The 23,949-nt window shown below is 67.4% G+C and carries 21 protein-coding genes; 2 read left to right on the top strand and 19 right to left on the bottom strand.

Annotated features, from left to right (window positions below):
• The 19 genes from IEW22_RS20225 to infC all read right to left on the bottom strand — a co-directional run.
• A partial coding sequence (locus tag IEW22_RS20225) for a hypothetical protein (RefSeq protein ID WP_229742805.1) occupies window positions 1–227 on the bottom strand: 227 nt, incomplete at its 3' end.
• Window positions 228–581: 354 nt separating this feature from the next.
• Window positions 582–1,949, bottom strand: a complete 1,368-nt coding sequence (gene tyrS / locus IEW22_RS16245; protein ID WP_229742804.1) for a tyrosine--tRNA ligase — start codon at window positions 1,947–1,949, stop codon at window positions 582–584.
• A gap of 35 nt (window positions 1,950–1,984) precedes the next feature.
• On the bottom strand, window positions 1,985–2,674 hold the full coding sequence (locus IEW22_RS16240; RefSeq protein ID WP_229742803.1) for a DNA-3-methyladenine glycosylase: 690 nt from the start codon (window positions 2,672–2,674) through the stop codon (window positions 1,985–1,987).
• Window positions 2,671–2,904: a Trm112 family protein gene (locus IEW22_RS16235; RefSeq protein ID WP_188587805.1), complete on the bottom strand. Its 234-nt coding sequence runs from the start codon at window positions 2,902–2,904 to the stop codon at window positions 2,671–2,673. Before IEW22_RS16235 ends, IEW22_RS16240 begins: the two co-directional genes overlap by 4 nt.
• A gap of 181 nt (window positions 2,905–3,085) precedes the next feature.
• Window positions 3,086–6,166: an AMP-binding protein gene (locus IEW22_RS16230; protein ID WP_188587803.1), complete on the bottom strand. Its 3,081-nt coding sequence runs from the start codon at window positions 6,164–6,166 to the stop codon at window positions 3,086–3,088.
• A 54-nt stretch (window positions 6,167–6,220) separates the two neighbouring features.
• The gene (gene argH / locus IEW22_RS16225; protein WP_229742808.1) at window positions 6,221–7,606 is read right to left on the bottom strand and encodes an argininosuccinate lyase; all 1,386 of its coding nucleotides are present in this window, start codon (window positions 7,604–7,606) and stop codon (window positions 6,221–6,223) included.
• Window positions 7,607–7,701: 95 nt separating this feature from the next.
• Window positions 7,702–8,901, bottom strand: a complete 1,200-nt coding sequence (locus tag IEW22_RS16220) for an argininosuccinate synthase (protein ID WP_188587799.1) — start codon at window positions 8,899–8,901, stop codon at window positions 7,702–7,704.
• A gap of 140 nt (window positions 8,902–9,041) precedes the next feature.
• Window positions 9,042–9,554 carry an arginine repressor gene (locus IEW22_RS16215; protein ID WP_188587796.1) on the bottom strand — a complete coding sequence of 171 codons (513 nt, stop codon included), beginning with the start codon at window positions 9,552–9,554 and terminating at the stop codon, window positions 9,042–9,044.
• A complete protein-coding gene (gene argF / locus IEW22_RS16210) occupies window positions 9,551–10,474 on the bottom strand; it encodes an ornithine carbamoyltransferase (protein WP_188587794.1) in 924 nt (307 codons plus the stop codon). Before argF ends, IEW22_RS16215 begins: the two co-directional genes overlap by 4 nt.
• Window positions 10,474–11,658, bottom strand: a complete 1,185-nt coding sequence (locus IEW22_RS16205) for an acetylornithine transaminase (protein WP_268235492.1) — start codon at window positions 11,656–11,658, stop codon at window positions 10,474–10,476. Before IEW22_RS16205 ends, argF begins: the two co-directional genes overlap by 1 nt.
• A 68-nt stretch (window positions 11,659–11,726) precedes the next feature.
• Entirely contained in the window at window positions 11,727–12,713 is a 987-nt protein-coding gene (gene argB / locus IEW22_RS16200) for an acetylglutamate kinase (RefSeq protein ID WP_188587790.1), read from the bottom strand.
• A complete protein-coding gene (gene argJ, locus IEW22_RS16195; RefSeq protein WP_188587788.1) occupies window positions 12,710–13,972 on the bottom strand; it encodes a bifunctional glutamate N-acetyltransferase/amino-acid acetyltransferase ArgJ in 1,263 nt (420 codons plus the stop codon). Before argJ ends, argB begins: the two co-directional genes overlap by 4 nt.
• Entirely contained in the window at window positions 13,969–15,006 is a 1,038-nt protein-coding gene (gene argC / locus IEW22_RS16190) for an N-acetyl-gamma-glutamyl-phosphate reductase (RefSeq protein ID WP_188587786.1), read from the bottom strand. Before argC ends, argJ begins: the two co-directional genes overlap by 4 nt.
• Window positions 15,007–15,121: 115 nt before the next feature.
• A complete protein-coding gene (pheT, locus tag IEW22_RS16185; protein ID WP_188587784.1) occupies window positions 15,122–17,599 on the bottom strand; it encodes a phenylalanine--tRNA ligase subunit beta in 2,478 nt (825 codons plus the stop codon).
• Between the two features lie 65 nt (window positions 17,600–17,664).
• The gene (pheS, locus tag IEW22_RS16180) at window positions 17,665–18,729 is read right to left on the bottom strand and encodes a phenylalanine--tRNA ligase subunit alpha (RefSeq protein ID WP_188587782.1); all 1,065 of its coding nucleotides are present in this window, start codon (window positions 18,727–18,729) and stop codon (window positions 17,665–17,667) included.
• A gap of 200 nt (window positions 18,730–18,929) precedes the next feature.
• Window positions 18,930–19,685 carry a TrmH family RNA methyltransferase gene (locus IEW22_RS16175; RefSeq protein ID WP_188587811.1) on the bottom strand — a complete coding sequence of 252 codons (756 nt, stop codon included), beginning with the start codon at window positions 19,683–19,685 and terminating at the stop codon, window positions 18,930–18,932.
• A 131-nt stretch (window positions 19,686–19,816) separates the two neighbouring features.
• On the bottom strand, window positions 19,817–20,197 hold the full coding sequence (gene rplT, locus IEW22_RS16170) for a 50S ribosomal protein L20 (RefSeq protein ID WP_188587780.1): 381 nt from the start codon (window positions 20,195–20,197) through the stop codon (window positions 19,817–19,819).
• Window positions 20,198–20,322: 125 nt separating this feature from the next.
• Window positions 20,323–20,517 carry a 50S ribosomal protein L35 gene (gene rpmI / locus IEW22_RS16165; RefSeq protein ID WP_188587778.1) on the bottom strand — a complete coding sequence of 65 codons (195 nt, stop codon included), beginning with the start codon at window positions 20,515–20,517 and terminating at the stop codon, window positions 20,323–20,325.
• Window positions 20,518–20,832: 315 nt separating this feature from the next.
• On the bottom strand, window positions 20,833–21,453 hold the full coding sequence (gene infC / locus IEW22_RS16160; RefSeq protein WP_188587776.1) for a translation initiation factor IF-3: 621 nt from the start codon (window positions 21,451–21,453) through the stop codon (window positions 20,833–20,835).
• Window positions 21,454–21,841: 388 nt separating this feature from the next.
• On the opposite strand from infC, the gene IEW22_RS16155 reads away from it, so the two are divergent.
• Window positions 21,842–22,252, top strand: coding sequence for a DUF1844 domain-containing protein (locus IEW22_RS16155; RefSeq protein ID WP_188587774.1), 411 nt, complete (start codon window positions 21,842–21,844; stop codon window positions 22,250–22,252).
• Between the two features lie 233 nt (window positions 22,253–22,485).
• Window positions 22,486–23,946: an alkaline phosphatase family protein gene (locus IEW22_RS16150; protein WP_188587772.1), complete on the top strand. Its 1,461-nt coding sequence runs from the start codon at window positions 22,486–22,488 to the stop codon at window positions 23,944–23,946.
• Window positions 23,947–23,949: the final 3 nt, after the last annotated feature.

Genomic DNA, 23,949 nt, shown 5'->3' with positions numbered 1-23,949 from the left:
CCACCACCAACCCCACACAGATCGAAACCCACAAGAGCCGGCAGCCATTTCAACACAAACTGGAGAATCAAAACCCCAACCAAAAAAACAAAAAACTGACATAAAATCAAAAAACGCGGCCACAACCACCAACCAGGCAAACCATGGCCGCACAAAAAGTCAACGCCAGCAAAAAAATGTGGCATCAACAAAACAACCAAACACACTATCGAGTTCTCAAAGAACACACACCCCCACACCACCAACCAGCACACGCCAGCCGCAGCACAAGAGCTGTATTATCACCGTCACCCCGTCTCCGGAGCAACTCTTCCAGCGTACACACTTGGCGGCCTGGCCGCAAATCCGCTGTGCGGATTCGAACGGCGAAGTCGTCGCGAGGTAGCGACTGGACCGAACAAGCTTGCCACATCCAGCGGCAAGGCTCAAATCTCGGTGCCCCACGCAGCGGTAACAAAATCCCGGGCCAATCTCTCGGCCCGGGGTTTCCCCCGCCGTGCGGTGCGAAGAGAAAGTTACACAGGCGAGAACACCGCGTCAAATCGCCTGATCAGCGCCTTGCAGTGTGTTAAAGCACCGGGCTACGCGGAGATGCGTGCGCCGGCGAAGTTGCGCTTCCCGCGCCGGATCACCAGCCATGACCCGTGCAGCAGATCGTCCGGCGACGGCGTCCAGGCCTCGTCGGTCACCTTGACGTTGTTGACGTATGCCCCACCCTCGGAGACCGTCCGACGAGCAGCCTTGTTGCCATCGGCGAGTCCGGTGCCCACCAGAAGCTCGACGATGGTCGGCGGCGTGCCGGAGAAGTCGGCGATCTCGGTCTCCGACAGTGCTGCCTGCAGAGTGCGTTCATCGAGTTCGGCGATATCGGCGCGCCCGAAGAGTGCCTGACTGGCCAACTCCACGGCCTTCGTCGCATCGGCACCATGTATGAGTGTGGTCATCTCCGCGGCAAGACGCTTCTGGGCGAGCCGCAGATGTGGTGTCTCCTCGGTAGCCTTCTCGAGCTCGGCGATCTCGGCCTGATCGAGGAAGGTGAACCACTTCAGGTACCGCACCACGTCGGCGTCGGCGGTGTTCACGAAATACTGGTACCAGGCGTATGGACTGGTCATCTCCGGATCCAGCCACAGCGAACCGCCGCCCGTGGACTTGCCGAACTTCTTGCCGTCCGACGAGGTCACCAGCGGCACAGTCAGTGCGTGCAGGGTCGGCGTGGACAGCCGACGTCCCAGATCGACACCGGCAACGATGTTGCCCCACTGGTCGGAACCTCCGATCTGCAGCCGGCATTCGTGACGTCGGCTGAGTTCGACGAAGTCGTTGGCCTGCAGGAGCATGTAACTGAACTCGGTGTAGCTCATCCCGTCGGCCTCGAGCCGACGCCGCACTGTGTCGCGCGCGAGCATCACGTTCACCGAGAAATGCTTGCCGATGTCGCGCAGGAATTCGATGGCCGTCATCGGCCCGGTCCACTCCATGTTGTTGGCCTCGATCGCGAGGTTGGCGCCCGGAGCGGATCCCTTACCTCCGGCCTCGGTCTGCGAATCTGTCTGCGCCTCGTCGCCGAAGTCGAGGAACCGCCGCAATTGTCCGGCGATCCGCACCGCCGACTCCGCGACGGTCTCCGCCGACTGCATGGTGCGCTCGCCGACATCGCGTGGGTCACCGATCATGCCGGTCGCGCCGCCGGCCAGCGCGATGGGTCGATGCCCAGCGATCTGGAAACGCCGCAACGTCAGCAGCGGGACCAGATGACCGGCGTGCAGGCTGGGCGCGGTGGGGTCGAAACCCGAATAGAGCGTCATCGGGCCCTCGGCCAGCGACGCCCGCAGAGCGTCCAGATCGGTCGACTGCGCGATCAGCCCGCGCCACTGGAGTTCGTCGATGACGTCGCCGGTGGCCGATGTGCTTGCAGTCTCGGTTGCTGTCGAGTCACTCACGCTCACAGTTCCCATCTTGTCGTATCCGCCCCGTGCCGCGATCACCGGTCCGCCGGGACCTGCGCCGTGGGCGCCTCCGGTGCCACGGTCGTCTGTCTCTGTCGACGCCCTTTGACCGCACCCTTGCGGTAGGCCGAGACGGCCGGTGATCCGGTGATCCACAAGCGCCACGGCCGGGTTGCGCCCGCCGATACGCCCACCCGCGGACCCGATGCGACGAGGGCATCGGACACTCGTGCACCTGACGCGAGAGTGATCGGCGACCGTTCGTCGAACACGTCGATCCCGTTGTGTTCCAGGCCGATACCGAGCGCCGACCCCAGGTTGCCGGGCCCCCGCGCGGCGACGCGAGCGGGAACGCCACCGCGCCGCTCACCGACCACATGCGCACCGGAGACGATCTCGGCACCCCGCAGCAACACCGCGCCGCCCTGGCCCTGCGGCCCGACGGAGATGTTCGCGCAGAGGTGGATCCCGTAGGAGCGGTACACGTAGAGCAGTCCGGGACGTCCGAACATCACGGCGTTGCGAGGGGTGCGACCGCGGCAGCAGTGCGATGCAGGATCGGGGTACCGACCGTCTGCGGGCGTCCCGTAGGCCTCGACCTCGACGATCCGCACCGTCACCGGCCCCGGTGGGAGATCTGCGGTGAGTTCACAGCCGAGCAGTTCGCGCGCGGCGTCCACCGGTGGGATCCCGCCGGAGGCAGCGGCCGCGAGCCCGCGGATCACGGCTTCGTCGCGGCTGCCCGTGCCAGCAAAGCATCGTGTTCGGAGTCGTCGACCGGGCGTGCCTCGTTGATCAGCATCACCGGGATGCCGTCGGCGTCGACGCGGTAGGCCACGCGCAGTCGCGGGTTGTAGAGCTGATCGCCGACATACAGCAGCGGCCCGAGATCCTGCGGACACACCAGCAGCTCCCGCAGTCGTTCGTCGAGCTGCTGTCCGTCGACCTGGCTCACGTCGCCCTCTCCTTCGCCACCACGTCGGATGTCGCCGCCGTGGTCGTCGTGTTCGTCTCTGGCCCGTCGTCCACCGTGACCATTGGGTCATCAGGTCGGCCGCACCCAGCCTACGGCGGCGGACTGCTGTCACCTCGGCGGGCATGTCGTGCGAAGGATGGGCGGCGCACGGGCGCCGAACTCACCGGTGGGTGGGCGCGACCTGTGGTCGGCCGTCGGCCGCCGGGCGCTCCTGCGGCATCAACCATCCACGCTCCACCGCGACCGCGCGCGTCAGGCGCCGGTAGCGCCCGTCGGCCCCCCGGTACCACGCGCGCTGTCCCGGCCGGGGAAGCCCGGCCATGCGGAACCGCTCGGCGGTGGGACGGTAGGACTCCGTGAGGTCGATCTCGTCGACCGCCCACACGATGTGCGGCCGCTGGCTGCTCTGCAGAGCAGCCAGCGCCGTACGCAACGCGGCGACCGTCGGCCAGCCCGCGGCGGACTGTCCGTCGGCACGTCGTGGCGTGACCACCGCCACGGCCAGTTCGGATCCCGCCGGCCCGTATCCGTAGACCGCGACACGTCCGATCACCGGCGAGGACGACAGCGCGTCGATCATCGGCTGCGGGAAGACGACGCCGTCGCAGCTGCGGATGACGCTGGCGGTGTTACCGCGATACCAGAGGTCACCGTCGACATCTCGAGCTGCCAGGACACCGGTCGACACCCAGGTGTCGCCGCGACTGAAGGCGTTACGCAGCGCAGTCGCCCCGGGGCTCGCAACGCGTGGACGGGCCAGCATCAAACCGGTCTCATCGGCCCTCGCCTCACGGACGAATCCGTCGGCGTCGGTGAGCAGCCGTTCGGAGTCGGCGTCGAACGCTGCGATGCGCACCGCGTTCGTCTCGGGGAGCGGCTTGCCCATACTACCGATCTTGGTGCCGCTGACGTTGCCGATCATCACCGATCCGTCCGAGGTCGCGAAGAACTCGAGCACCCGGGCGCGGGGGAACCGGTCGGCGATCTCCTCCCACAAACCAGTGGGCAGCCCAGACCCCATGAACAGCCTGATCGGACTGTGGGCATCCAGGGTCAGCTCCGGCGACCTGATCACGTCTTCGAGCACCGACCAGGTGTAGGACACCACGGTCACGCCGTAGCGCTGCACCTCCTCGGACATGCGACGGCGGCCCGTCGGTTCCGACGACATCGCGATGCGTGACCCTCCGACCAACGCAGCACCCAGGATCGTCAGCAGTCCGGCCGCGTGATGCAACGGACCGAACGACAGGATCGTGTCGTGGACGTTCAGCGATGCAGCCGAGGCGGAGCCGTATGCCGAGAACGCCCAGCGGTAGTTGGAGATGGGCCAGCGTTCGAGCAGCCCGTTGCGCCGCGTGAACAGGATGAAGGCGAGTTCGTCGGCGCGCTGCGGGTCCGGCCGGTACCACTGCGGGAGTTCCACCGACTGCGGATCGATCTGCTCCATGTCGACGACATGGGCGCGTATCGGCGACCGTGAACCGGATGCGCTGGACCCGTTCGCAGCCGGCCCGGCCGGATTGCCATGGCCGACACGGCTTCCACCGCCCAGAACGAGCACTCGTTCGCTGTGTTCGGTGACCTCGGCGAGGTGTTCGGGGTCGACGATGACCGCGGTGCAGTCGGTCATCTGCAGCATCTGCGCCAGGTCGCGGACCGGGGCCAGCACCACCCCGACCGCGCCCAGTCGAGACAGTGCGGCGAGTGCGACCATTCCGCTCGGTCGCGGTTCCATGAGCAACCCGACGTGCTGACCGGGCCGGATCCCGGAGGCGATCAGACCGGCGACGACGTTGTCGACCCGTTCGTTCACCTGCCGATGGGTGAGCACCCTGTCCGCGAAGACCAGCAGTTCCTCGTCGGGACGGCGGTGAGCGGCATCGGACATGAGCCGTCCGAGCGAGATGCGTGTGCTGGGCTGTAGCGAGCCGAGTCGGAACAGTCTCGGCAGGGTGCGCACCGCCTCGGCGGCCACCGCCCGCCCGGTGTCTCGCAGGACCACCGCACCACCGGCCGTCTCGGCGGCGAGTCCGGCCGCGACCTCGGTGAGCGTCCCGACGCCGTGGACCACCCGCGCCGGGACCGAGATACCCGATTGCCCGCGTTCGTCGTCGGGGATCTCGACCATCGGCTGGACATCGGTCGGTTTGTCTCCGTCCGATGACAACCAGTTGATCCACGCCGCGGCGCGCGGCCAGGTCTGCGATTTCGCCGTCGAGCCGACAACCAGTCCGAAATGGCCTGTCGGCAAGACGGATTCGTAGACCTGTGCACGAGGAGCCGCGCGCACCACGCCACGCACCGCAACCGGCTGTCCGATGTCGTCGGCATCACCGAGGAACGCCAGCACCGGGGAGGTGATCTCGGCCAACGTGACCATCCGGTCTCCGACGGTGAACCCGCCGGAGACCATGCGGTTGTGGGCCACGAACTGTCGCAGCAGCTCCGCGACCGCCGGCCCCGAATAGGCCACCCACCCCTCGCGTTCGAGGAAGCGGCGCTGATCTTCCCTCGCCAAAAGTGCATCTCGATCGTGAAGCTGACGCAGGAAATCGATACGCGACTGCACCGTCTTGATCGGGTCGAGCAGCTGGAAACCGGTCTTGGCCATCCACCCGGTGATCCACAGTCGGTTGAACACGTTGTCGGCGAGTAGCCGCGCCATCGGAACCACGAGTCCCGCCGGCAGCCCCAGCGGCAGTCCCGCCAGCACGTCGACAGGGGCGCCGAAGGTGACGATCCCGGCGATCCCCGCTGAACGGCGCAGTGCGGCAACCTGATAGACGAACATCCCGCCCTGTGAGTAGCCGCCGAGGTGCACTGCGGGCACGCCCGTAGCCTCGATGACGATATCCACCGCATCCGACACCGCGACCACGTGATCGGTGAGGGTGCGCTCCATCCCGCCGACCTCGTGATCGGGGGAACCGAAGTCGACCACCCAGGGATCGATCCCGGCGTCGTGCAGGATCGTGACCGCACCCTGCTCGGTGTTGATGTCGTAGACATTGGCCGACACCATCATCGGCGGCACCAGGATCACCTGGGGCCCGCCGTGGCACTGGTCGGGGAAGTAGCGGCGCAACCGGAACATCGACCGCGTCTCCTCGACGCGAAACGGTGCCGCCGACGTCTCGGTGCGCAGACCGCCGAAGCGAACCACCTCGAGTCCGTTCTGAGCTGTTGCCAGCGCGCGGCCGGCCAAGCGGTGCAGTGACGCCGATACCGGCCCGATCACGAAGTCCCCTCTCGCGACGATGCATGGTGACCGCAATCACTCTAACGGTCGTTGTCACATCCGGTCGCGGAACCCCCGCACTGTGGCCACGACCTCATCGAGTTGCTCGGTCACCCGCGCCGGGGCGGTCCCGCCGTGCGCATCGCGCGAGCCGATGGAACCGCGCACGGTCAGCACCTCGCGCACCTCCGGCGTCAGATGTTCGTCGATGGCGGCCAGCGTATCGTCGTCGAGATCAGCCAGACCCACACCGCGCTCTTCGGCGGCACGTACGCTGGCCCCGGCCACCTCATGGGCGACACGGAACGGGACGCCTTGGCGCACAAGCCATTCGGCGATATCGGTGGCAAGGGTGAACCCCGCGGGGGCCAGCTCCTCCATCCGCTCGGGATGGAATGTGAGGGTGGCGACCATCCCGGCGACCGCCGGCAGCAGCAGTTCGAGTTGCGCGACCGAGTCGAAGACCGGTTCCTTGTCCTCCTGCAGATCACGGTTGTAGGCCAACGGCTGGGCCTTGAGTGTGGCGAGCAACCCGGCCAGGTTGCCGATCAGGCGACCCGACTTGCCGCGCGTCAGTTCGGCGACGTCAGGATTCTTCTTCTGCGGCATGATCGAACTGCCGGTCGACCAGGCGTCGGCCAGCGTCGCGTAGCCGAATTCCGACGTGGTCCACAGGATCACGTCCTCGGCCAGCCGTGACAGGTCGACCGCGATCATCGCCAGCACGAACGCCGCCTCGGCGGCGAAATCGCGGGAGGCGGTCGCATCGATCGAATTGGCGGCGGCGGCATCGAAACCCAGATCGGCGGCGATCGCCTCGGGGTCGAGCCCCAGCGACGAACCGGCCAGCGCACCCGAACCGTACGGCGAGACCGCGGTGCGGGCGTCGAGGTCGAAGATCCGAGTCACGTCCCGCAGCAGCGGCTGCGCGTGGGCGAGCAGGTGATGTGACAGCAGGATGGGCTGCGCCGCTTGCAGATGCGTCTTGCCGGGCATCACGACGTCGATGTTGGTGCGGGCCTGACCGGCGAGCGACTCGACCACGTCGAGAACGCCCGAGCCGACCCGCTTCATCGCGTCGCGCAGCCACATCCGGAACAGCGTGGCGACCTGATCGTTACGCGAGCGGCCCGCGCGCAACCGCCCGCCGACCTGCGGGCCGACCCGCTCGATGAGGCCTCGTTCGAGGGCGCCGTGGACGTCCTCGTCGGTGGGGGCCGGCGCGAATTCACCCGATGCCACGTCGGCGGCCAGCCGGTCGAGGCCGGTATGCATCGCGACCAGATCGTCGTCGGTCAGCAGACCCGCACGGTTGAGCACCACCGCATGTGCCTTGGAGGCGCGGATGTCGTAGGGCGCGAGCACCCAGTCGAACTGGGTGGACTTGCTCAACGCCGCCATCGCCGCGGCCGGGCCATCGGCGAATCGGCCGCCCCACAACGATCCCTCGTTCGTGCCGTGCGCGGCACCAGGGGTGCCGGTGCCGTTCGGGGCACCGGGGGTGCCGGCGGCGCCGCCCTCCTGCTGTCGAGATGTCACAGGTCGAGATCCCGCCTCGCGGCGATCTTCGACGACAGGCCGTGCAACTGCACGAAGCCCTTGGCGTTGGACTGGTCGAAGCTGTCGCCCTCGTCGTAGGTGGCGAGGTTGAAGTCGTAGAGCGACTCCTGGCTGCGGCGGCCGTTGACGATGATCGAACCGCCGTGCAGCACCAGCCGGATCTCGCCGGACACATGCTCCTGCGTGTCGTTGACGAAGGCGTCGAGAGAACGCTTCAGCGGCGAGTACCAGAGTCCGTCGTAGACCTGCTCGGCCCACTGCTGGTCGATGTGGCGCTTGAAACGTCCCTGCTCACGTTCGAGGGTGACGTGCTCGAGCTCCTCGTGGGCACGGATGAGCACCATCGCGCCCGGCGCCTCGTAGACCTCACGGCTCTTGATGCCGACGAGCCGGTCCTCGACCACGTCGAGACGTCCGACGCCCTGGGCGCCGGCGCGACGGTTGAGCTCCTGGATCGCCTCGAGCACGCTGACCGGGCGACCGTCGATCGCGATGGGGCGACCCTTGTCGAAGGTGATGATCAACTCGTCGGGGGCGTTGAAGTTGACCGTCGGGTCCTCGGTGTAGCTGTAGACGTCCTTGGTCGGCTCATTCCACAGGTCCTCGAGGAAGCCGGTCTCCACAGCACGCCCCCACACGTTCTGGTCGATCGAGAACGGCGACTTCTTGGTCACGTTGATCGGGATCTCGTTCTCCTGCGCGAACGAGATCGCCTTCTCGCGGGTCCAGGCGTAGTCACGCACCGGCGCGATGACGTCGAGATCGGGTGCCAGCGAGTTGAATCCGACCTCGAAGCGCACCTGGTCGTTGCCTTTGCCGGTGCAGCCGTGCGAGACCACGGTGCCACCGTGGTCGCGTGCGGCGGCGACGATGTGCTTGACGATCAGCGGCCGGCTGATCGCCGAGACGAGCGGGTAGCGATTCATGTAGAGCGCGTTGGACTTGATGGTCGGCAGGCAGTACTCGTCGGCGAACTCGTTGCGCGCGTCGACGACCACCGATTCGACCGCACCGCAGTCGAGCGCACGCTGACGCACGACCTCCATGTCCTCGCCGCCCTGACCGAGGTCGATCGCCACCGCGACGACCTCCTTGCCGGTCTCCTTGCCGATCCAGCTGATGGCAACCGAGGTGTCGAGTCCTCCCGAGTATGCGAGGACGACGCGTTCAGCCATGACTATTTCTCCCTGTGCATTGTGTTCGACGCTTGCGGCTATTCGAAGCGATGTCGTGTTGTATCAAAGTCTCTTCGGCGTGGGTGTCGGGCCGGTCGGATGCCTCGGTGCACACACTGCCTCGCGGTTGTGGTCGTCGTTCACACCAGCCCCTCGATGATCGCGGCGACGCCGGCGCCGTCTGCCGGTTCACGGGCCACCACCAGAATGGTGTCATCCCCAGCGATGGTTCCCATCACCTCGGGCAAGCTGGCCCGGTCCAGCGCACTAGCGAGGTAGTGCGCCGCGCCCGGCGGGGTGCGCAGCACCGCGAGGTTGCCACTCGCGTCGGTGGACACCAGCAACTCGGCGAGCAGCCGCGACAGGCGATCGGTCCCTCCCGACACACCCCGCACCGGGGAGCCGTCCTCAGGGACCACATACACCCCCGCTCCCCCGTCCGCGGCGCGGAGTTTGACCGCGCCCAGCTCGTCGAGGTCGCGCGACAGCGTGGCCTGGGTGGCCTCGATGCCCTCGGCCGCGAGCAGTGACTGCAACTCGGTCTGCGAGCGCACCGGGTGCGCGGAGAGCAATTCGACGATGCGCGCATGTCTGCCGGCCCGTGTGGCGGCCAGCCGGGACACCGAGGCCCCGGTCTCGGGTGAGGCGCTCATTGGTTGGCCAACAACCAGATCAGCAGCGCCTTCTGGGCATGCAGCCGGTTCTCGGCCTCGTCGAACACCACGCTGCGCGGTCCGTCGATCACCTCGTCGGAGATCTCCTCACCACGGTGGGCCGGCAGGCAGTGCAGAACGATCGCATCCTGCGCGGCATGTCCGAGCAGTTCGGCGTTGACCTGATACGGCACGAACGGCGCCGCGCGGTCCTTGCCGTCGTCCTCCTGGCCCATCGACACCCAGGTGTCGGTGACCACCACATCGGCTCCGTCGACCGCTGCGACCGGGTCGGACTCCACCAGCACCGACGCGCCGGTCTGTGCACCGATCTTGGTGGCAGCGGTGACGACGTCCGGATCAGGATCGAAACCCGAAGGTGCGCTGACGATCACGTTCATCCCTGCGGTCGCGCCGCCCAGCATCAGCGAGTGCGCCATGTTGTTGGCGCCATCGCCGAGGTAGGTCATCGTGAGTCCCGCGATGCGCCCCTTGTGTTCGATCACCGTCTGCAGGTCGGCGAGCACCTGACACGGGTGGAACTCATCGGACAGCGCATTGACCACCGGCACCGACGCGGCGGCCGCCATCTCCTCGAGACGTTCCTGACCGTAGGTGCGCCACACAATCGCCTCGACGAACCGTGACAGCACGCGTCCGGTGTCGGCCAGGGTCTCCTCGCGACCGAGTTGTGTGCTGCCGCTGTCGACGACCACCGCGTGACCGCCGAGCTGGGCCACCCCGAGTTCGAAGGAGAACCGGGTGCGGGTGGAGTTCTTGTCGAACAGCACCCCGATGCCCCGGGGCCCCTCGAGCGGCCGGTGGGCGAACGGCGAGCGCTTCACCTCGGCGGCGAGCGCGAGCACCTCGGCCTGCTCCTGGGGGGTCAGGTCGTCGTCACGGAGGAAATGTCGGGTCATCACTGCCCCTTTCCGGAGGACTGTGCCGCGTCGTCGAGAATCGACGGCCACGCGGCGACGAATGAGTCGGCCTGATCCTCGGAGAGGATCAGTGGTGGGGCAAGCCGGATCACGTCGGCGGCAGGTGCGTTGATCAGGAAGCCGTGATCGCGGGCGGCCGCCTCGACGCGGGCGGAGATCGGTTCGGTGAGAACGACACCCAGCAGCAGGCCGGCCCCTCGGGCGTGGTCGGTGAGCGGGTGTCCGCTGTTCTCGATGCCGGTCGCCAGACGCTTTCCCACACTCGCCACGTGATCGAGCAACTCACGCCGATCGATCTGTTCGAGTACGGCCAGCGCTGCTGCTGCGACCACCGGGTTGCCGCCGAAGGTCGTCCCGTGCTGTCCGGGTTCGAGGAGTTCGGCCGCCGGACCGGTCGCCAGACATGCACCGATCGGCAATCCGCCACCCAGCCCCTTCGCCATCGTGACCACGTCGGGGGTCACCCCCGCGGTCTGGTGGGCGAAGAACGACCCGGTGCGCCCCACCCCGGTCTGCACCTCGTCGAGAATGAGCAGTGCTCCGCGCTGCGCCGTGATCGTGCGGGCCGCGGCGAGGTAGTCGTTCGGCGGCACCACCACGCCCGCCTCGCCGAGGATCGGTTCGAGGATCACTGCGGCGGTCTGGTCGGTCACCGCGGCCTCGAGCGCCTCGACGTCGCCGTAGGGCACGAACGTGACCCCCGGTGGCATCGGTTCGAAGGGTTCACGTTTGGCGGGCTGCCCGGTCATCGCCAACGCGCCCATCGTGCGACCGTGAAAGGCCCGCTCGGCGGCGATGATCTGCGGACGGCCGGTACGCCGGGCGATCTTGAACGCGGCCTCGTTCGCCTCGGCACCGGAATTGCAGAAGAATGCCCGGCCCGGATGCCCGAACCGTTCCAGCAGCGCCTCGGCCAACGCCACGACGGGTTCGCTGACGTAGAGATTGGACACATGGCCCAGCGTCGACATCTGGGTGGTCACCGCTTCGATCAGATCCGGGTCGGCGTGGCCGAGTGCGTTGACGGCGATCCCTCCGAGCAGGTCGAGGTACTCGCGTCCGGTGTCGTCGCGAACCACCGCGCCGCGACCGGACACGAGGGTCACCGGCGGGGTGCCGTAGTTGTGCATCAGTGAGTGATCCCACCGCTGCGACAGCGTCACGTCCGAGTCCCCAACCGAGTTCGATTGCGAGGCAGCGGTCGTGGGGAAAGTCGAATTCGAGGAAGACATCACAGCACCTTCACGTCGTCGGGGGCAGCAGCATCAGCGGCATCGGGCGCCTCGCCGGCAGGCGCCGCAAGGGGTTCGGGCGTGACCATCGTGCCCACCCCCTCGGAGGTGAACAATTCCAGCAGCATCGAATGCGGTACGCGACCGTCGATCACGTGGGCACGCGGGACGCCGTCACGAACCGCACGCGCGCAGGCCTCCATCTTGGGGACCATCCCCGAGTCCAGACTCGGTATGAGCGACTCGAGCGCGTCGACGTCGATCGACGAGACGAGCGATGCCCGGTCGGGCCAGTCGGTGTAGAGACCCTCCACATCGGTCAGCATCACCAGCTTCTCGGCGCCGAGTGCCGCCGCGAGTGCCGCCGCGGCGGTGTCGGCGTTGATGTTGTGCACCACGCCGTCGGCATCGGGGGCGATGGTGGAGACCACCGGGATCCGGCCGGCCGCGATGAGATCAGTGACGGCGGTCGGGTTGACCGAGGTGACATCGCCGACGAGTCCGATGTCGGTGGGAACGCCGTCGACCATCACGTCGCGGCGAGTGGCGGTGAACAGGTGCGCATCCTCACCGGAGATCCCGACCGCATAGGGGCCGTGGGCGTTGATCAGCCCGACCAGTTCGCGACCCACCTGCCCGAACAGGACCATGCGCACCACGTCCATGGTCTCCGGTGTGGTCACACGGAACCCCCCGCGGAACTCGCCGGTCATGCCCAGACGCGCGAGCATCGCGCTGATCTGCGGCCCTCCGCCATGCACCACCACCGGATGGATCCCGCAGGTGCGCAGGAAGACCATGTCCGAGGCGAACGCCGCCTTCAGCTGATCGTCGACCATCGCGTTGCCACCGTATTTGACCACCACGATGCGTCCGGCGAATCGCTGCAGCCAGGGCAGCGCCTCGCTCAGCACGTGGGCCTTGTCGGCGGCAGTCAATGCCGCGATCGCCGCCGGATCGTGGCCGGTCGTGTCGGATGCGGTCATGACGAATAGGCCGAGTTCTCTTCGACATAGGCGTGTGAGAGATCGGTGGTCCGGATACTCGCCCGAGCGTCCCCGGCGGCCAGATACACCTCGATGGCGATGTCGGCACCGGACAGATCGACCTCACGCGCTCCGGGTACTCCACAGCTGTCGACGCACACCGGATATCCGTTGAACGACACCGAGATGCGCTCGGGATCCATCTGCACCGGCGCGATCCCCACCGCGGCCAGCACGCGGCCCCAGTTGGGATCGGATCCGAACAGTGCGGTCTTGACCAGGCTGTCGCGGGCGATCGTGCGGGCGGCCACGAGCGCCTCGTCCTCCGACCGCGCCCCGCCGACGGTGACGGTGACCCGTTTGGTCACGCCCTCGGCGTCAGCGGCCAGTTGCGCGGCGATGTCGTCGCAGACCGCCCTGATGGCGGCGTCGAGTTGATCCTGGGTCGGAACCTTTTCGCTGGCACCCGAACTCAGGAGCAGCACAGTGTCGTTGGTCGAGGTCGAGCCGTCGATGTCCAGGCGATCGAAGGTCGCCGCGGTCGCTGCGCGCAGCGCGGCGTCGAGTGCGGCCGCATCCACATGCGCATCGGTGGTGAGCACCACGAGCATCGTGGCCAGCGACGGCGCCATCATGCCGGCACCCTTCGCCATCGCACCCACGTTCCAGCCCGAATCATGATGGAGTGCAGCCTGTTTCGGCACGGTGTCGGTGGTCATGATCGCGTAAGCGGCATCGGTGCCACCGGAGAGTCCACCACCCATGTCGTGCACGATCTCGGTGACCCCGGCGAGCACCTTGTCCATCGGCAGCCGATCGCCGATCAACCCGGTCGAGCACACGGCGACCTCGATCGCGCCGGTCTCGGTACCCCAGTTGCTCAGTTGCGCGGCCACCGCCTCAGCGGTCGCATGGGTGTCCTGGAAGCCCAGTGGTCCGGTGCACGCATTGGCGCCACCGGAGTTGAGGACGACCGCACGCAGCCGGCCGGTCGACTCGACGACCTGCTTGCTCCATTTCACCGGAGCCGCCTTGACCTGGTTTCGCGTGAACACCCCGGCAGCTGCGTACTCCGGGCCCTCGTTGAGCACCAGCGCCAGGTCCGGCTTCCCGGAGGCCTTGATGCCGGCGGCGAGACCCGCGGCACGGAAGCCCGCCGGTGCGGTCACACCCTGAGTGCGGGTCAGCCGGTAGCCCGGCCCCGACACCCATGCGTCCGGTGTGGCCGAATCAGGTTGGGCGGCACTGAGTTCAGTCATGGTGCAACTCCCACTGTGGTCAGACCCTCGGCTTCATCCCAGCCGAGTGCGAGATTCATCGACTGCACCGCAGCTCCGCCGGTGCCCTTGGTCAGATTGTCCATCGCACCCACGGCGACCATCGTGTGTGCGCGCTCGTCGACGGTCACAGCGAGCTGCACCGCGTTGGACCCGAGTACCGAGCTCGTCGCGGGGAGCTTGCCGACGGGCAGCAGGTGGATGAAGTGTTCGTCGGCGTAGGCCTTCTCGTAGACGGCGCGGATCTCCTCGCCCGACGCCGTGGTCCGCGCCGTACAGGTCGCGAGGATGCCGCGCGACATCGGCGCGAGAACCGGGGTGAACGACACCGACACCTCGTTACCCGCGGCCGCCGAGAGCGCCTGGGAGATCTCCGGGGTGTGCCGATGCACGCCGCCGACGCCGTAGGCGCGAGCCGAACCCATCACCTCCGAGGCCAGCAGATCGACCTTCGGTGAGCGCCCGGCCCCCGACGTGCCACTGACACCCACGACACCCACATGCGGCTCCACCACCCCGGCCGCGAGAGCGGGCAGCAGCGACAGGATCGACACCGTGGGATAGCACCCGGGGACGGCGATACGGGAGGCGCCGGCGAGGACGTCCCGGTTGCCGGGGATCTCCGGCAGTCCATACGGCCACGTCCCGGCATGTCGACCGCCGTAGTAGTGCTCCCACTCGTCGGCATCGGCGAGGCGGAAGTCGGCACCGCAGTCGATGACCAATGTCGCCGGGGGCAGCGCGTCGGCGATCGGTCCCGACGCACCGTGCGGCAGTGCCAGGAACACCACGTCATGTCCGGCGAGAACCTCCGGAGTGGTCTCCTCGAGCACACGGTCGGACAATGGGAGCAGGTTCGGGTGATGATCACCGAGCTGTGTGCCCGCATTGCCACCGGCGGTGAGTGCACCGATCGTCAACTCACCGGCCGCATAGCGCGGGTGTCCGAGGAGCAGGCGCAGGATCTCCCCACCTGCGTATCCGCTCGCACCCGCCAACGCCACTGTCGTCGTCATGTGATTCATTATGCAGGACGACGCAAGTTCATTCATGCATGGGGTGCGCGCGGAATTCGCCCCTGTCAGGAATCGCCGCTGTCAGGAATCGCCCCTTGTCAGGAATCCGCCCCTGTCAACGCAGACGCGCCCCCACCAGCGCCCCCGCGCGGTCCACCGCCGCCATTCTGGCCTCGTTCGCGTCTCCTTCGGTGAGGGTGCGATCGGGTGCGCGGAAGCGCAGCGAGAACGCCAGCGACTTGAGCCCCTCACCGAGCTGCTCACCGGTGAACACATCGAACAAGGTGATCTCCTCGAGCAACTCCCCCGCGCCGTCGGCCAGCGCAGCCGAGACAGCTGCGGCCGGCACGTCGGCGTCGACCACGACCGCCACATCCTGCAGTACCGGCGGGAACGCCGAGATGCGCGGCGCGGGAAGACGTTCGACGATGGGCAGCGCATCGACGTCGATCTCGAAGGCGCAGCTCCTCGGCGGCAGATTGCCCTGCTCGAGTACCGCCGGATGGAGTTCACCCGCCCAGCCGACGACTTCCGCGGAGTTCCCGCCATCCACGACGATCTCCGCACAGCGACCCGGATGCCAGGGCAGTCGACGCCCCTGCCGCAAGACCAGTTCGATCCCGGCGGCCTCGCCGACCAGTCGAACCGCTTCGAACACGTCGGCGGCGTCGGCCGGACGTCCCGGGCCCCACGGTCCGGCCGGTTCGCGCAGCCCCGCGAGCACGCCGGCGACATGCAGCGGCTGGGCGGGTAGCGACTGCATCAACGCCGCGATCTCCTCCGGAGCGGGCCGGCGGTCCACCGGCAACGCCGGGATCGGCGTGACATCGGGTCCGTTGAACACGACCTGACCGATCGCATACAGCGCCAGGTCGCGCTGACCGCGACTGATGTTGCGCGACATCATCTCCAGCAGTCCCGGCAGCAGCGTCGTGTTGAGTTCGGCGCGGTCGGACTCCAACGGGTTGAGCACGCGGACGGTCTCACGCCACGGGTCCTCGGCATCCAGACCCCACTGGTCGAACACCTGCGAGGAGATGAACGGGTACGGCAGCACCTCGATGAACCCGTCGGCGGCCAGTGTCTTGCCGATGGAGCGGCGACGTCGCTGTGCGGGGGTCAGACCGGTGCCACCGGTGGCGCGTGGGACGACCGGCGGAATGTTCTCCAGGCCCTCGAGCCGCAGCACCTCCTCGATCAGATCGGCCTTCTGCTTGAGGTCGGGGCGCCACGTCGGCGGCGTGACGGTGAGTACGGCCGTCCCCGACACCGTGCACCCGACCTCTTCGAGCCGGCGACGCGACGTTTCCGGCGGGTACTCGATACCCGCGGTGCGATCCGGCAGATCCGCGGGCATGTCGAGTGAGGCCGGCGTGGCGATGTCGCCGACATCGGTGATCGACGTGTCGGCTGTTCCCCCGGCGATCGAGGTGAGCAGCTCGATCGCCCGGCGCAGCGCGGTCACCGGCAGCGCCGGGTCGACCACACGCTCGAAACGACGGCTCGCCTCGGTGCTGAGCTTGTGGCGCTTCCCCGAACGGAAGACCTCGAACTGGTCGAAGGTGGCGGCCTCGAGCACGATGTCGGTGGTCGCATCCGACACCTCGGTGGTGGCACCGCCCATGAGACCCGCGAGCGCGATCGGACCGCTCTGGTCGGCGATCACCACATCCTCGGCCGTGAGGGTCCGGGTGACGCCGTCGAGGGTGTCGAGCGTCTCCCCAGCCACGGCCCTGCGCACCGCGATCGCGCCGTCGAGTTTATCCTTGTCGAAGGCGTGCAGCGGTTGCCCGATCTCGAGCATCACGTAGTTGGTGACGTCCACCGCGGGCGAGATCGGACGCATCCCGGCGATGTAGAGACGCTTACGCATCCACCACGGCGTGACGGCGGTGGTGTCGACCCCGGTGATCACGGCCGCGCAGTAGCGGGTCGCGCCGGTGGAGTGATCCACCGACACCGGATAAGCCTCACCGGTGCCACGGGCACCCGGTTCGGCGGCCGGATCGACGAAGGCCGTCTCGAAACTCGACGCGAGTTCGCGGGTCAGCCCGCGCACCGAGAATGCATAGCCGCGATCGGGTGTGACGTTGACGTCGATCGCCACGTCGCCCAGACCGAGCACCTCGCGCGCATCCGCGCCGGGCTGCGCTGATTCCCGGGGCAGCACCAGGATCCCCGAATGATCCTCGCCGATCCCCAGTTCGGAGACCGAGCAGATCATGCCGTCGGAGATGTGGTCATAGGTCTGACGTGCCGCGATCGCGAACCCGCCGGGCAGCACCGCGCCCGGCAGTGCCACCACCACGAGATCGCCGACCTGGAAGTTCCTTGCCCCGCAGACGATTCCACGATCAGCAGCCTCACCCACGTCGACCTGGCAGAAACGGATGGGCTTCTTGAATCCGGTGAGCTCCTCGATCTCGTCGACGCGGCCGATCACCAGCGGGCCGGTGATCTCCGGCAGCGGTTCGACATCCTCGATCTCGAAACCCACCCGGACGAAACCCTCGTCGATCTGCGCTGTGGTGGCCGACCACTGCGGATCACCATGTCGGAGGACTTCGGTCAGCCAGGACTGTGGTACTCGCATCGTTCCTCTAGCTCGATTCGAAAGGGGTGTGGCGTGTGGGTGTGGCGTGTGGGTGTGCGGCCGGGTCAGATGGCCGGGCCGAAGGGCTGGGTGAAGCGGACGTCACCCTCGACCATGTCACGCATGTCGGTGATGTCGTTGCGGAACTGCAGGGTGCGCTCCAAGCCCATCCCGAAGGCGAAGCCGGAGTACTCGTCGGGGTCGATTCCGCTGGCGCGCAACACATTCGGGTTCACCATGCCGCAACCGCCCCACTCGACCCAGCCGGGACCGCCCTTTTTCGCCGGGAACCAGACGTCGACTTCGGCCGACGGCTCGGTGAACGGGAAGTAGTTGGGACGCATCCGGGTGGTGGTCTCGGGACCGAACAGCGCGCGGGCGAATGCCTCGAGTGTGCCGCGCAGATGGGCCATCGTCAGGCCCTTGTCCACCGCCAGACCCTCCACCTGATGGAAGACCGGGGTGTGGGTCGAGTCGAGCTCGTCGGTGCGGAAGGTCCGGCCCGGACAGACCACGTAGATCGGCAGATCCCGAGTGAGCATCGAACGCACCTGGACCGGCGAGGTATGGGTGCGCAGCACCTGACGGGAGCCCTCCGGCGCGACGTAGAAGGTGTCCTGCATGGACCGCGCGGGATGATCGGGCAGGAAGTTCAGCGCGTCGAAATTGAAGTGCTCGGTCTCCACTTCGGGGCCCTCGGCGACCTGCCAGCCCATGCCGACGAAGACATCGGCCACCTGGTCGGCGATCACCGTGATCGGGTGGCGCGCACCCGGACGTCGGCGCGCCGTGGGCAACGTGACGTCGATACGCTCGGCCACCAGCACCGCCGCGTTCCGCTCGGCGGTCAGCACGTCCGAACGCTGCCCGAAGGCCTTCTCCACCCGCCCGCGGGCGGTGTTGACGATGCGGCCGGCGTCCTTGCGCGCTTCCTTCGGAAGTGAGCCGAGTGCCCGGCGGGCCAACGCAATCACCGACCGGTCGCCGAGATGCTCCTGACGGGCTGCGGCGAGTTCGTCGAGGTCGGCGGCCGCCTCGAATGCCGCGACCGCGGCCTCCGACGCCGCGGCCAGCTGCTCCTCGCTCAAGGCCTCGCTCGCCGACTCTCCGGCGGCATCACTGGTGCTCACGGTGCGGGTCTCTCCTCCCTCGGCGCCGACGAACGGACGGTCCCGCGGGTGCTCTGCGGTGCCGCGCCGAGCGCGATGGTGCTACACATTTCTCGCGTCGAGCCTAGTCGACGCAGGTGACCGGGTTTCTGACCGCCCGACCGCGGGTACGCAGCCCGCCCAACACCGTCCTGGCGGAGCGATCTACCTGGACCTCGCAGCTAGTCGCGGTGTGCCCGTGCGTTCTCGTACAGACAGATCGATGCCGCCGAGGCGAGGTTGAGGCTCTCGGCCCGACCACGGATGGGGATCGAGACACGATGATCGGCCTGCGCCTCGATCTCAGGTGCGAGTCCGTGCGCCTCGTTGCCGAACAACCAGGCGGTGGGACCCTCGAACACACCGGTCACATCTGGGAGGCTGCTGTCACCGTCAGCGGCGGTCGCCAGCACGACGATGCCGGACGCGCGTAGTGCCGCGATCGTGGCGGTGACATCTGCGGTGCGTGCGATGGGGAGATGGAAGACGCTGCCCGCACTTGCCCGCACACTCTTGCCGTTGTGCGGATCGACGGACTCGCCGGCGAAGACCACCGCATCGGCACCCATCGCGTCGGCGGCGCGGATCAGCGTTCCGGCATTACCCGGGTCGGACATCTCGACCGGCACTGCGAGCATCCGCGGACTGTGCGCGAGGATGTCGTCGAGTGAGGTGTCCACGAGTGCGCTGAGCGCGAAGATGCCCGGTGTCGTGTCGGTCTCGGAGAGTTTCGCAGCCGCCCGTGCGGTGACGGTCAGCACGTCGAGGCCGGCGCCCGCGGCCCGAGCGAGCAGGTCGGCATGCCGGTCGGCCTGATCCTCAGCGACGACCACACTCAGCGCGCGGCCGGTGTCGAGTGTCGAGGTCACCGAGTTGCGTCCCTCGACGAGAAAGCGGTTCTCACGGCGGCGGACGGCCGCACGATGGAGCTTGGACATGGCAACGACCCGCGCCGAGCGCTCGGTGAGAGCTGCGTCGGACGCGGGTCGTGCACGGGTGCTGTCAACCACGTCGGTGGTGCCCAGGCCTGATACCTGCTGCGCGGCGGTCACCCGCCGTCACAGACATCTCAGGCGGCAGGTGCGTTGACGTCGGCCGGGAGCGCCTTCTTGGCGACGTCGACGAGACCGGCGAATGCCTGCGGGTCGGACACCGCGATCTCGGCCAGGACCTTGCGGTCGACCTCGACACCGGCGATCTTCAGACCCTGGATGAAGCGGTTGTAGGTGATGTCGTTGGCGCGGGCCGCGGCGTTGATACGCGCGATCCACAGCTTGCGGAACTCACCCTTGCGGGCACGGCGGTCCCGGTAGGCGTAGTTCAGCGAGTGGAGCTGCTGCTCCTTGGCCTTGCGGTACAGCCGGGACCGCTGTCCGCGGTAGCCCTTGGACGCTTCCAGGGTCGAACGACGCTTCTTCTGGGCGTTCACTGCCCTTTTCACGCGTGCCATGTCTTGGTTTCCTCTGTCTTGTCAGTTGTCGTGATCAGGTGGCCGCGAGCCGGTGAGCCCGGCGGCATCTGGAGATGTGGTGCCCGAATGGGAGCTGCGTGGCAGCCCCGAACACGGACCGGCGGTCAGCGCTTGAGCAGGCGCTTCACACGTGCGACGTCGCTCGGTGCGACCTCGGTGGTTCCGGCGAGCCGACGGGTCCGCTTCGAGGGCTTGTGCTCGAGGAGGTGGCGGCGGTTGGCCTTCTCGCGCAGGATCTTGCCGCTTCCGGTCACCTTGAATCGCTTCGCGGTTCCCTTGTGGGTCTTGGTCTTCGGCATCGGTTTTCCTCTTCTGATGGGTGTTCTCTGGTCTGTCGGCAGCGAGCGATCCACGCGTGCGGTGCGTGTGGACTCTCGTGGCCGACTCATGTGGTCTCTCGCGGCCCCGTCGTTGACGGCGTTGCGGTTCTGTCGGCTTGTGTCTGTCGGCTTGTGTCTGTCGGCTTGTGTTCGGAGTCGATCTCTCGACTCCGCAGGCGCCACATCTGGTGGCGCACACCGGCCTCGAGACCGGAGCAGCGTCACCGTGGACTGACCCAGGCCGCACGACACCACCGTCGGGTGGCTACACGACGGTGGGCGCGTGAACCTGCGTCAGCCGGCGTCGGCGGCAGCGTTGTCGGAGGAACCCGAACCGCCGCCCTGATGGTCCTGCTGCGCCTTCGCACGGGTCTTTGCACCCTTGTGCGGGGCCAGCACCATCGTCATGTTGCGACCGTCCTGTTTGGGAGCGGTCTCCACGAAGCCGTACTCGCTGACATCCTGGCCGAGTCGCTGCAGCAACCGGTACCCGAGTTCGGGTCGGGACTGCTCGCGTCCACGGAACATGATGGTGACCTTGACCTTGGAGCCCGCTTCGAGGAATCGGACCACGTGACCCTTTTTGGTCTCGTAGTCGTGATCGTCGATCTTCGGGCGGAGCTTCTGCTCCTTGATCACGGTCATCTGCTGGTTACGGCGGGACTCGCGCTGTTTCTGCGCCGCCTCGTACTTGAACTTGCCGTAATCCATGATCTTGCACACCGGCGGGCGGGCGTTGGGCGCCACCTCGACCAGGTCCAGATCTGCTTCGTACGCCAGGCGTAGCGCATCTTCAACACGCACGATGCCCACCTGCTCCGAGTTCGGTCCGACGAGTCGGACCTCTGGGACGCGGATGCGCTCGTTGATGCGGGTCTCAGTGCTGATGGGGCCTCCTTGTGCCGTTTCTCTCATTCGGTGACCACCGGTCGCGGGCGACGTCGAGCTCGGTGGTGATCCCCGATCGCACACCGTCACCCGGCGCACGATCGGTGTCGACGCACCACACCCTCGAATGCACGAGAGCCCCGGATCGTCATCCTGTGGCAGGACGACGACGGGGCTCCGTCACCGACCGGTCGAGACTCCTGGTGTGAACCAGCGTCTGTCACCCGACAACACGAGTGAACCCGCGAATGTTCCTGATCACCGCCGAGGCGACAACCACACATCCGGGCAACCGGACCACGCAGCTACCGTGGACTTCCCGAGAGAAGTCGTGGCGCCGAGCGGTGGGAGCGGAACTCCACTTTGCTAAACCCCAGCTGTTGCCAGGGCGGTCGTACGTGAAAGTCTAACAGTCATGCCGCAGAACTCCTATTCGCCTGACGATGCCTCTACCAGCGACACCTCCCCAACGAACGCAGTCGACGCGGGATATGACGATGAGGGGATGCCGGTTCGTGAGCTCGGCGACGTACCGGCCATCGAGGTGATCACCAAGGCGATCGTCATGTTGATGAGCGCGTCGGCCGAGAAACTCGGCCTGGCCGACGGCGCCTCAGACGAGGACGTGGACCTCGACGAGGCCCGTCGCCTCATCACAGCGCTCGCCGGGCTGGTGCACTCCTCCACCGAATACCTGGGAATTCACGCCGCCCCCGTGCGGGACGGCCTCAAGAGCCTGCAGGCCGCGTTCCGCGAAGCCAGCGCCGAGCCCGATGCGCCCGGCGAGGGCCCGGGCGAAAAGGTCGGTCGTAGTCGTCGGTCCTGACCTTCGTCCAGCCGCGACGCCCAGGACAGGTGAGTCAGGACAGGTTGGTGAGGACACCTACTCGCTAGCTGATCGACATCGTCCGCTCTCCGATCTTCACGTCGGATTCATCCCGAACATCGCCGGAGTCCACCTCGCTACAGCAGCGTGATGGCCGTCCGGTGCCCTGCCGGACTCGCGCATCCCGCAGGGACTCGGCGCGACGGGAGACCCGACTGGGAGGGGATTCGACGATGTCCGATCCGATCGTGCCCGAGCGCGACCAGGCCGATGGCGGCGACGCGTCCGGACTGACTCGACGCCGATTCCTCACCGGGTCGGCGGCCGCGGCCGCCGCTGCCGCCGCCGCGGGGCTGCTCCCCGATGCAGTGGGGCGCGCACTCGCAGCCCCGGCAGCACCCGGCGGGCAGATCGAACATGTCGTCCTGCTGATGCAGGAGAACCGGTCATTCGATCACTACTTCGGGACGATGAACGGCGTGCGCGGCTTCTCCGACCCACACGCTCTGAGGCTGTCGACCGGCAAATCCGTTTTCTACCAGCCTGATCCGGTGAACCCGGCCGGTTACACACTGCCCTTTCACCTCGACACGTTCACCTCGAGCGCCCAGAAGATCCCCTCGACGTCGCATGCGTGGGCGGTGCAGCACGAGGCACTCAACGGCGGGGAGATGGACGCCTGGCTACCGGCGCATCGGAAGGCCGACGGTGACAACGGCCCCTATGTGATGAGCTACTACGAGCGCCGCGACATCCCGTTCCACTGGGCGTTGGCCGACGCGTTCACCATCTGCGACGCCTACCACTGCTCGGTCCTGGGCCCCACCTGGCCCAATCGGATGATGTGGATGACCGGGACGATCGATCCCGATGGCGCCGCCGGCGGTCCCATCCTGAAGAACACCGCACCGCCCGGCGGCTACACCTGGACCACCTATGCACAACGCCTGCAGCAGGCGGGCGTCAGCTGGCAGGTCTACGCCGAGGACGACGACTACGGCTGCAACATGCTGAAGAACTTCGCCGCGTTCACGTCTGCGAAACCCGGTGAGCCACTGTACGAACGGGGGCTGCGGTCTCGGCCGGCCGGCTCATTCGAGGCCGATGCCCGCAACGATCGCCTGCCCACCGTGTCGTGGATCATCCCCACCTCGACCGCATCCGAACACCCTGACTACCGTCCGGCCGACGGTGCGGCCTACATCGCCGCCAAGATCAACGCCATCGCCGAGAACCCGGCGGTGTGGGCCAAGACCGTGTTCATCCTCTGCTACGACGAGAACGACGGCATCTTCGACCACGTGGTGCCGCCGCTGCCGCCGGCGGGGACCGATCACGAGTTCGTCGGCGGACTCCCGGTGGGCGGCGGCTATCGTGTCCCCGCGATCGTCGTGTCACCGTGGACAGTGGGCGGCTGGGTGGCCACCGAACGCTTCGATCACACCAGTTGTCTGCGACTGCTCGAACGCGTCACCGGCGTCGCCGAACCGAACATCTCGGCGTGGCGGCGGGCGACCTTCGGTGACCTCACCTCGGTCTTCCGTCGCGGAGCTCACGGTGCGCCGGTTCGCTTCGGCGGCACCGCAGCCGAGGTGGCGCGCGCCGACGTGACCGACAAGCTGCCCGCCCCGGCGCTGCCCGGGCGACACCAGACGCCACCCCGTCAGCAGCCAGGTCGCCGACCCCGACTGTGAGGT

It is taken from the genome of Gordonia jinhuaensis (genome assembly GCF_014639795.1).
GTDB lineage: Bacteria > Actinomycetota > Actinomycetes > Mycobacteriales > Mycobacteriaceae > Gordonia_B > Gordonia_B jinhuaensis.
The sequence above is the reverse complement of the archived record's forward strand: the minus strand, read 5'-3'. Positions and strand labels throughout refer to the sequence as shown.

Bases quoted from the DNA above. Each gene is read 5' to 3' on its own strand.
- argF (WP_188587794.1), bottom strand. From the start codon at position 10,474: ATGACCCGACATTTCCTCCGTGACGACGACCTGACCCCCCAGGAGCAG.
- argB (WP_188587790.1), bottom strand. From the start codon at position 12,713: ATGACCGCATCCGACACGACCGGCCACGATCCGGCGGCGATCGCGGCA.
- IEW22_RS16155 (WP_188587774.1), top strand. From the start codon at position 21,842: ATGCCGCAGAACTCCTATTCGCCTGACGATGCCTCTACCAGCGACACC.
- rpmI (WP_188587778.1), bottom strand. From the start codon at position 20,517: ATGCCGAAGACCAAGACCCACAAGGGAACCGCGAAGCGATTCAAGGTG.
- pheT (WP_188587784.1), bottom strand. From the start codon at position 17,599: ATGCGAGTACCACAGTCCTGGCTGACCGAAGTCCTCCGACATGGTGAT.
- argC (WP_188587786.1), bottom strand. From the start codon at position 15,006: ATGACGACGACAGTGGCGTTGGCGGGTGCGAGCGGATACGCAGGTGGG.
- argJ (WP_188587788.1), bottom strand. From the start codon at position 13,972: ATGACTGAACTCAGTGCCGCCCAACCTGATTCGGCCACACCGGACGCA.
- IEW22_RS16175 (WP_188587811.1), bottom strand. From the start codon at position 19,685: ATGTCCAAGCTCCATCGTGCGGCCGTCCGCCGCCGTGAGAACCGCTTT.
- infC (WP_188587776.1), bottom strand. From the start codon at position 21,453: ATGAGAGAAACGGCACAAGGAGGCCCCATCAGCACTGAGACCCGCATC.
- IEW22_RS16215 (WP_188587796.1), bottom strand. From the start codon at position 9,554: ATGAGCGCCTCACCCGAGACCGGGGCCTCGGTGTCCCGGCTGGCCGCC.
- rplT (WP_188587780.1), bottom strand. From the start codon at position 20,197: ATGGCACGCGTGAAAAGGGCAGTGAACGCCCAGAAGAAGCGTCGTTCG.
- IEW22_RS16150 (WP_188587772.1), top strand. From the start codon at position 22,486: ATGTCCGATCCGATCGTGCCCGAGCGCGACCAGGCCGATGGCGGCGAC.
- IEW22_RS16220 (WP_188587799.1), bottom strand. From the start codon at position 8,901: ATGGCTGAACGCGTCGTCCTCGCATACTCGGGAGGACTCGACACCTCG.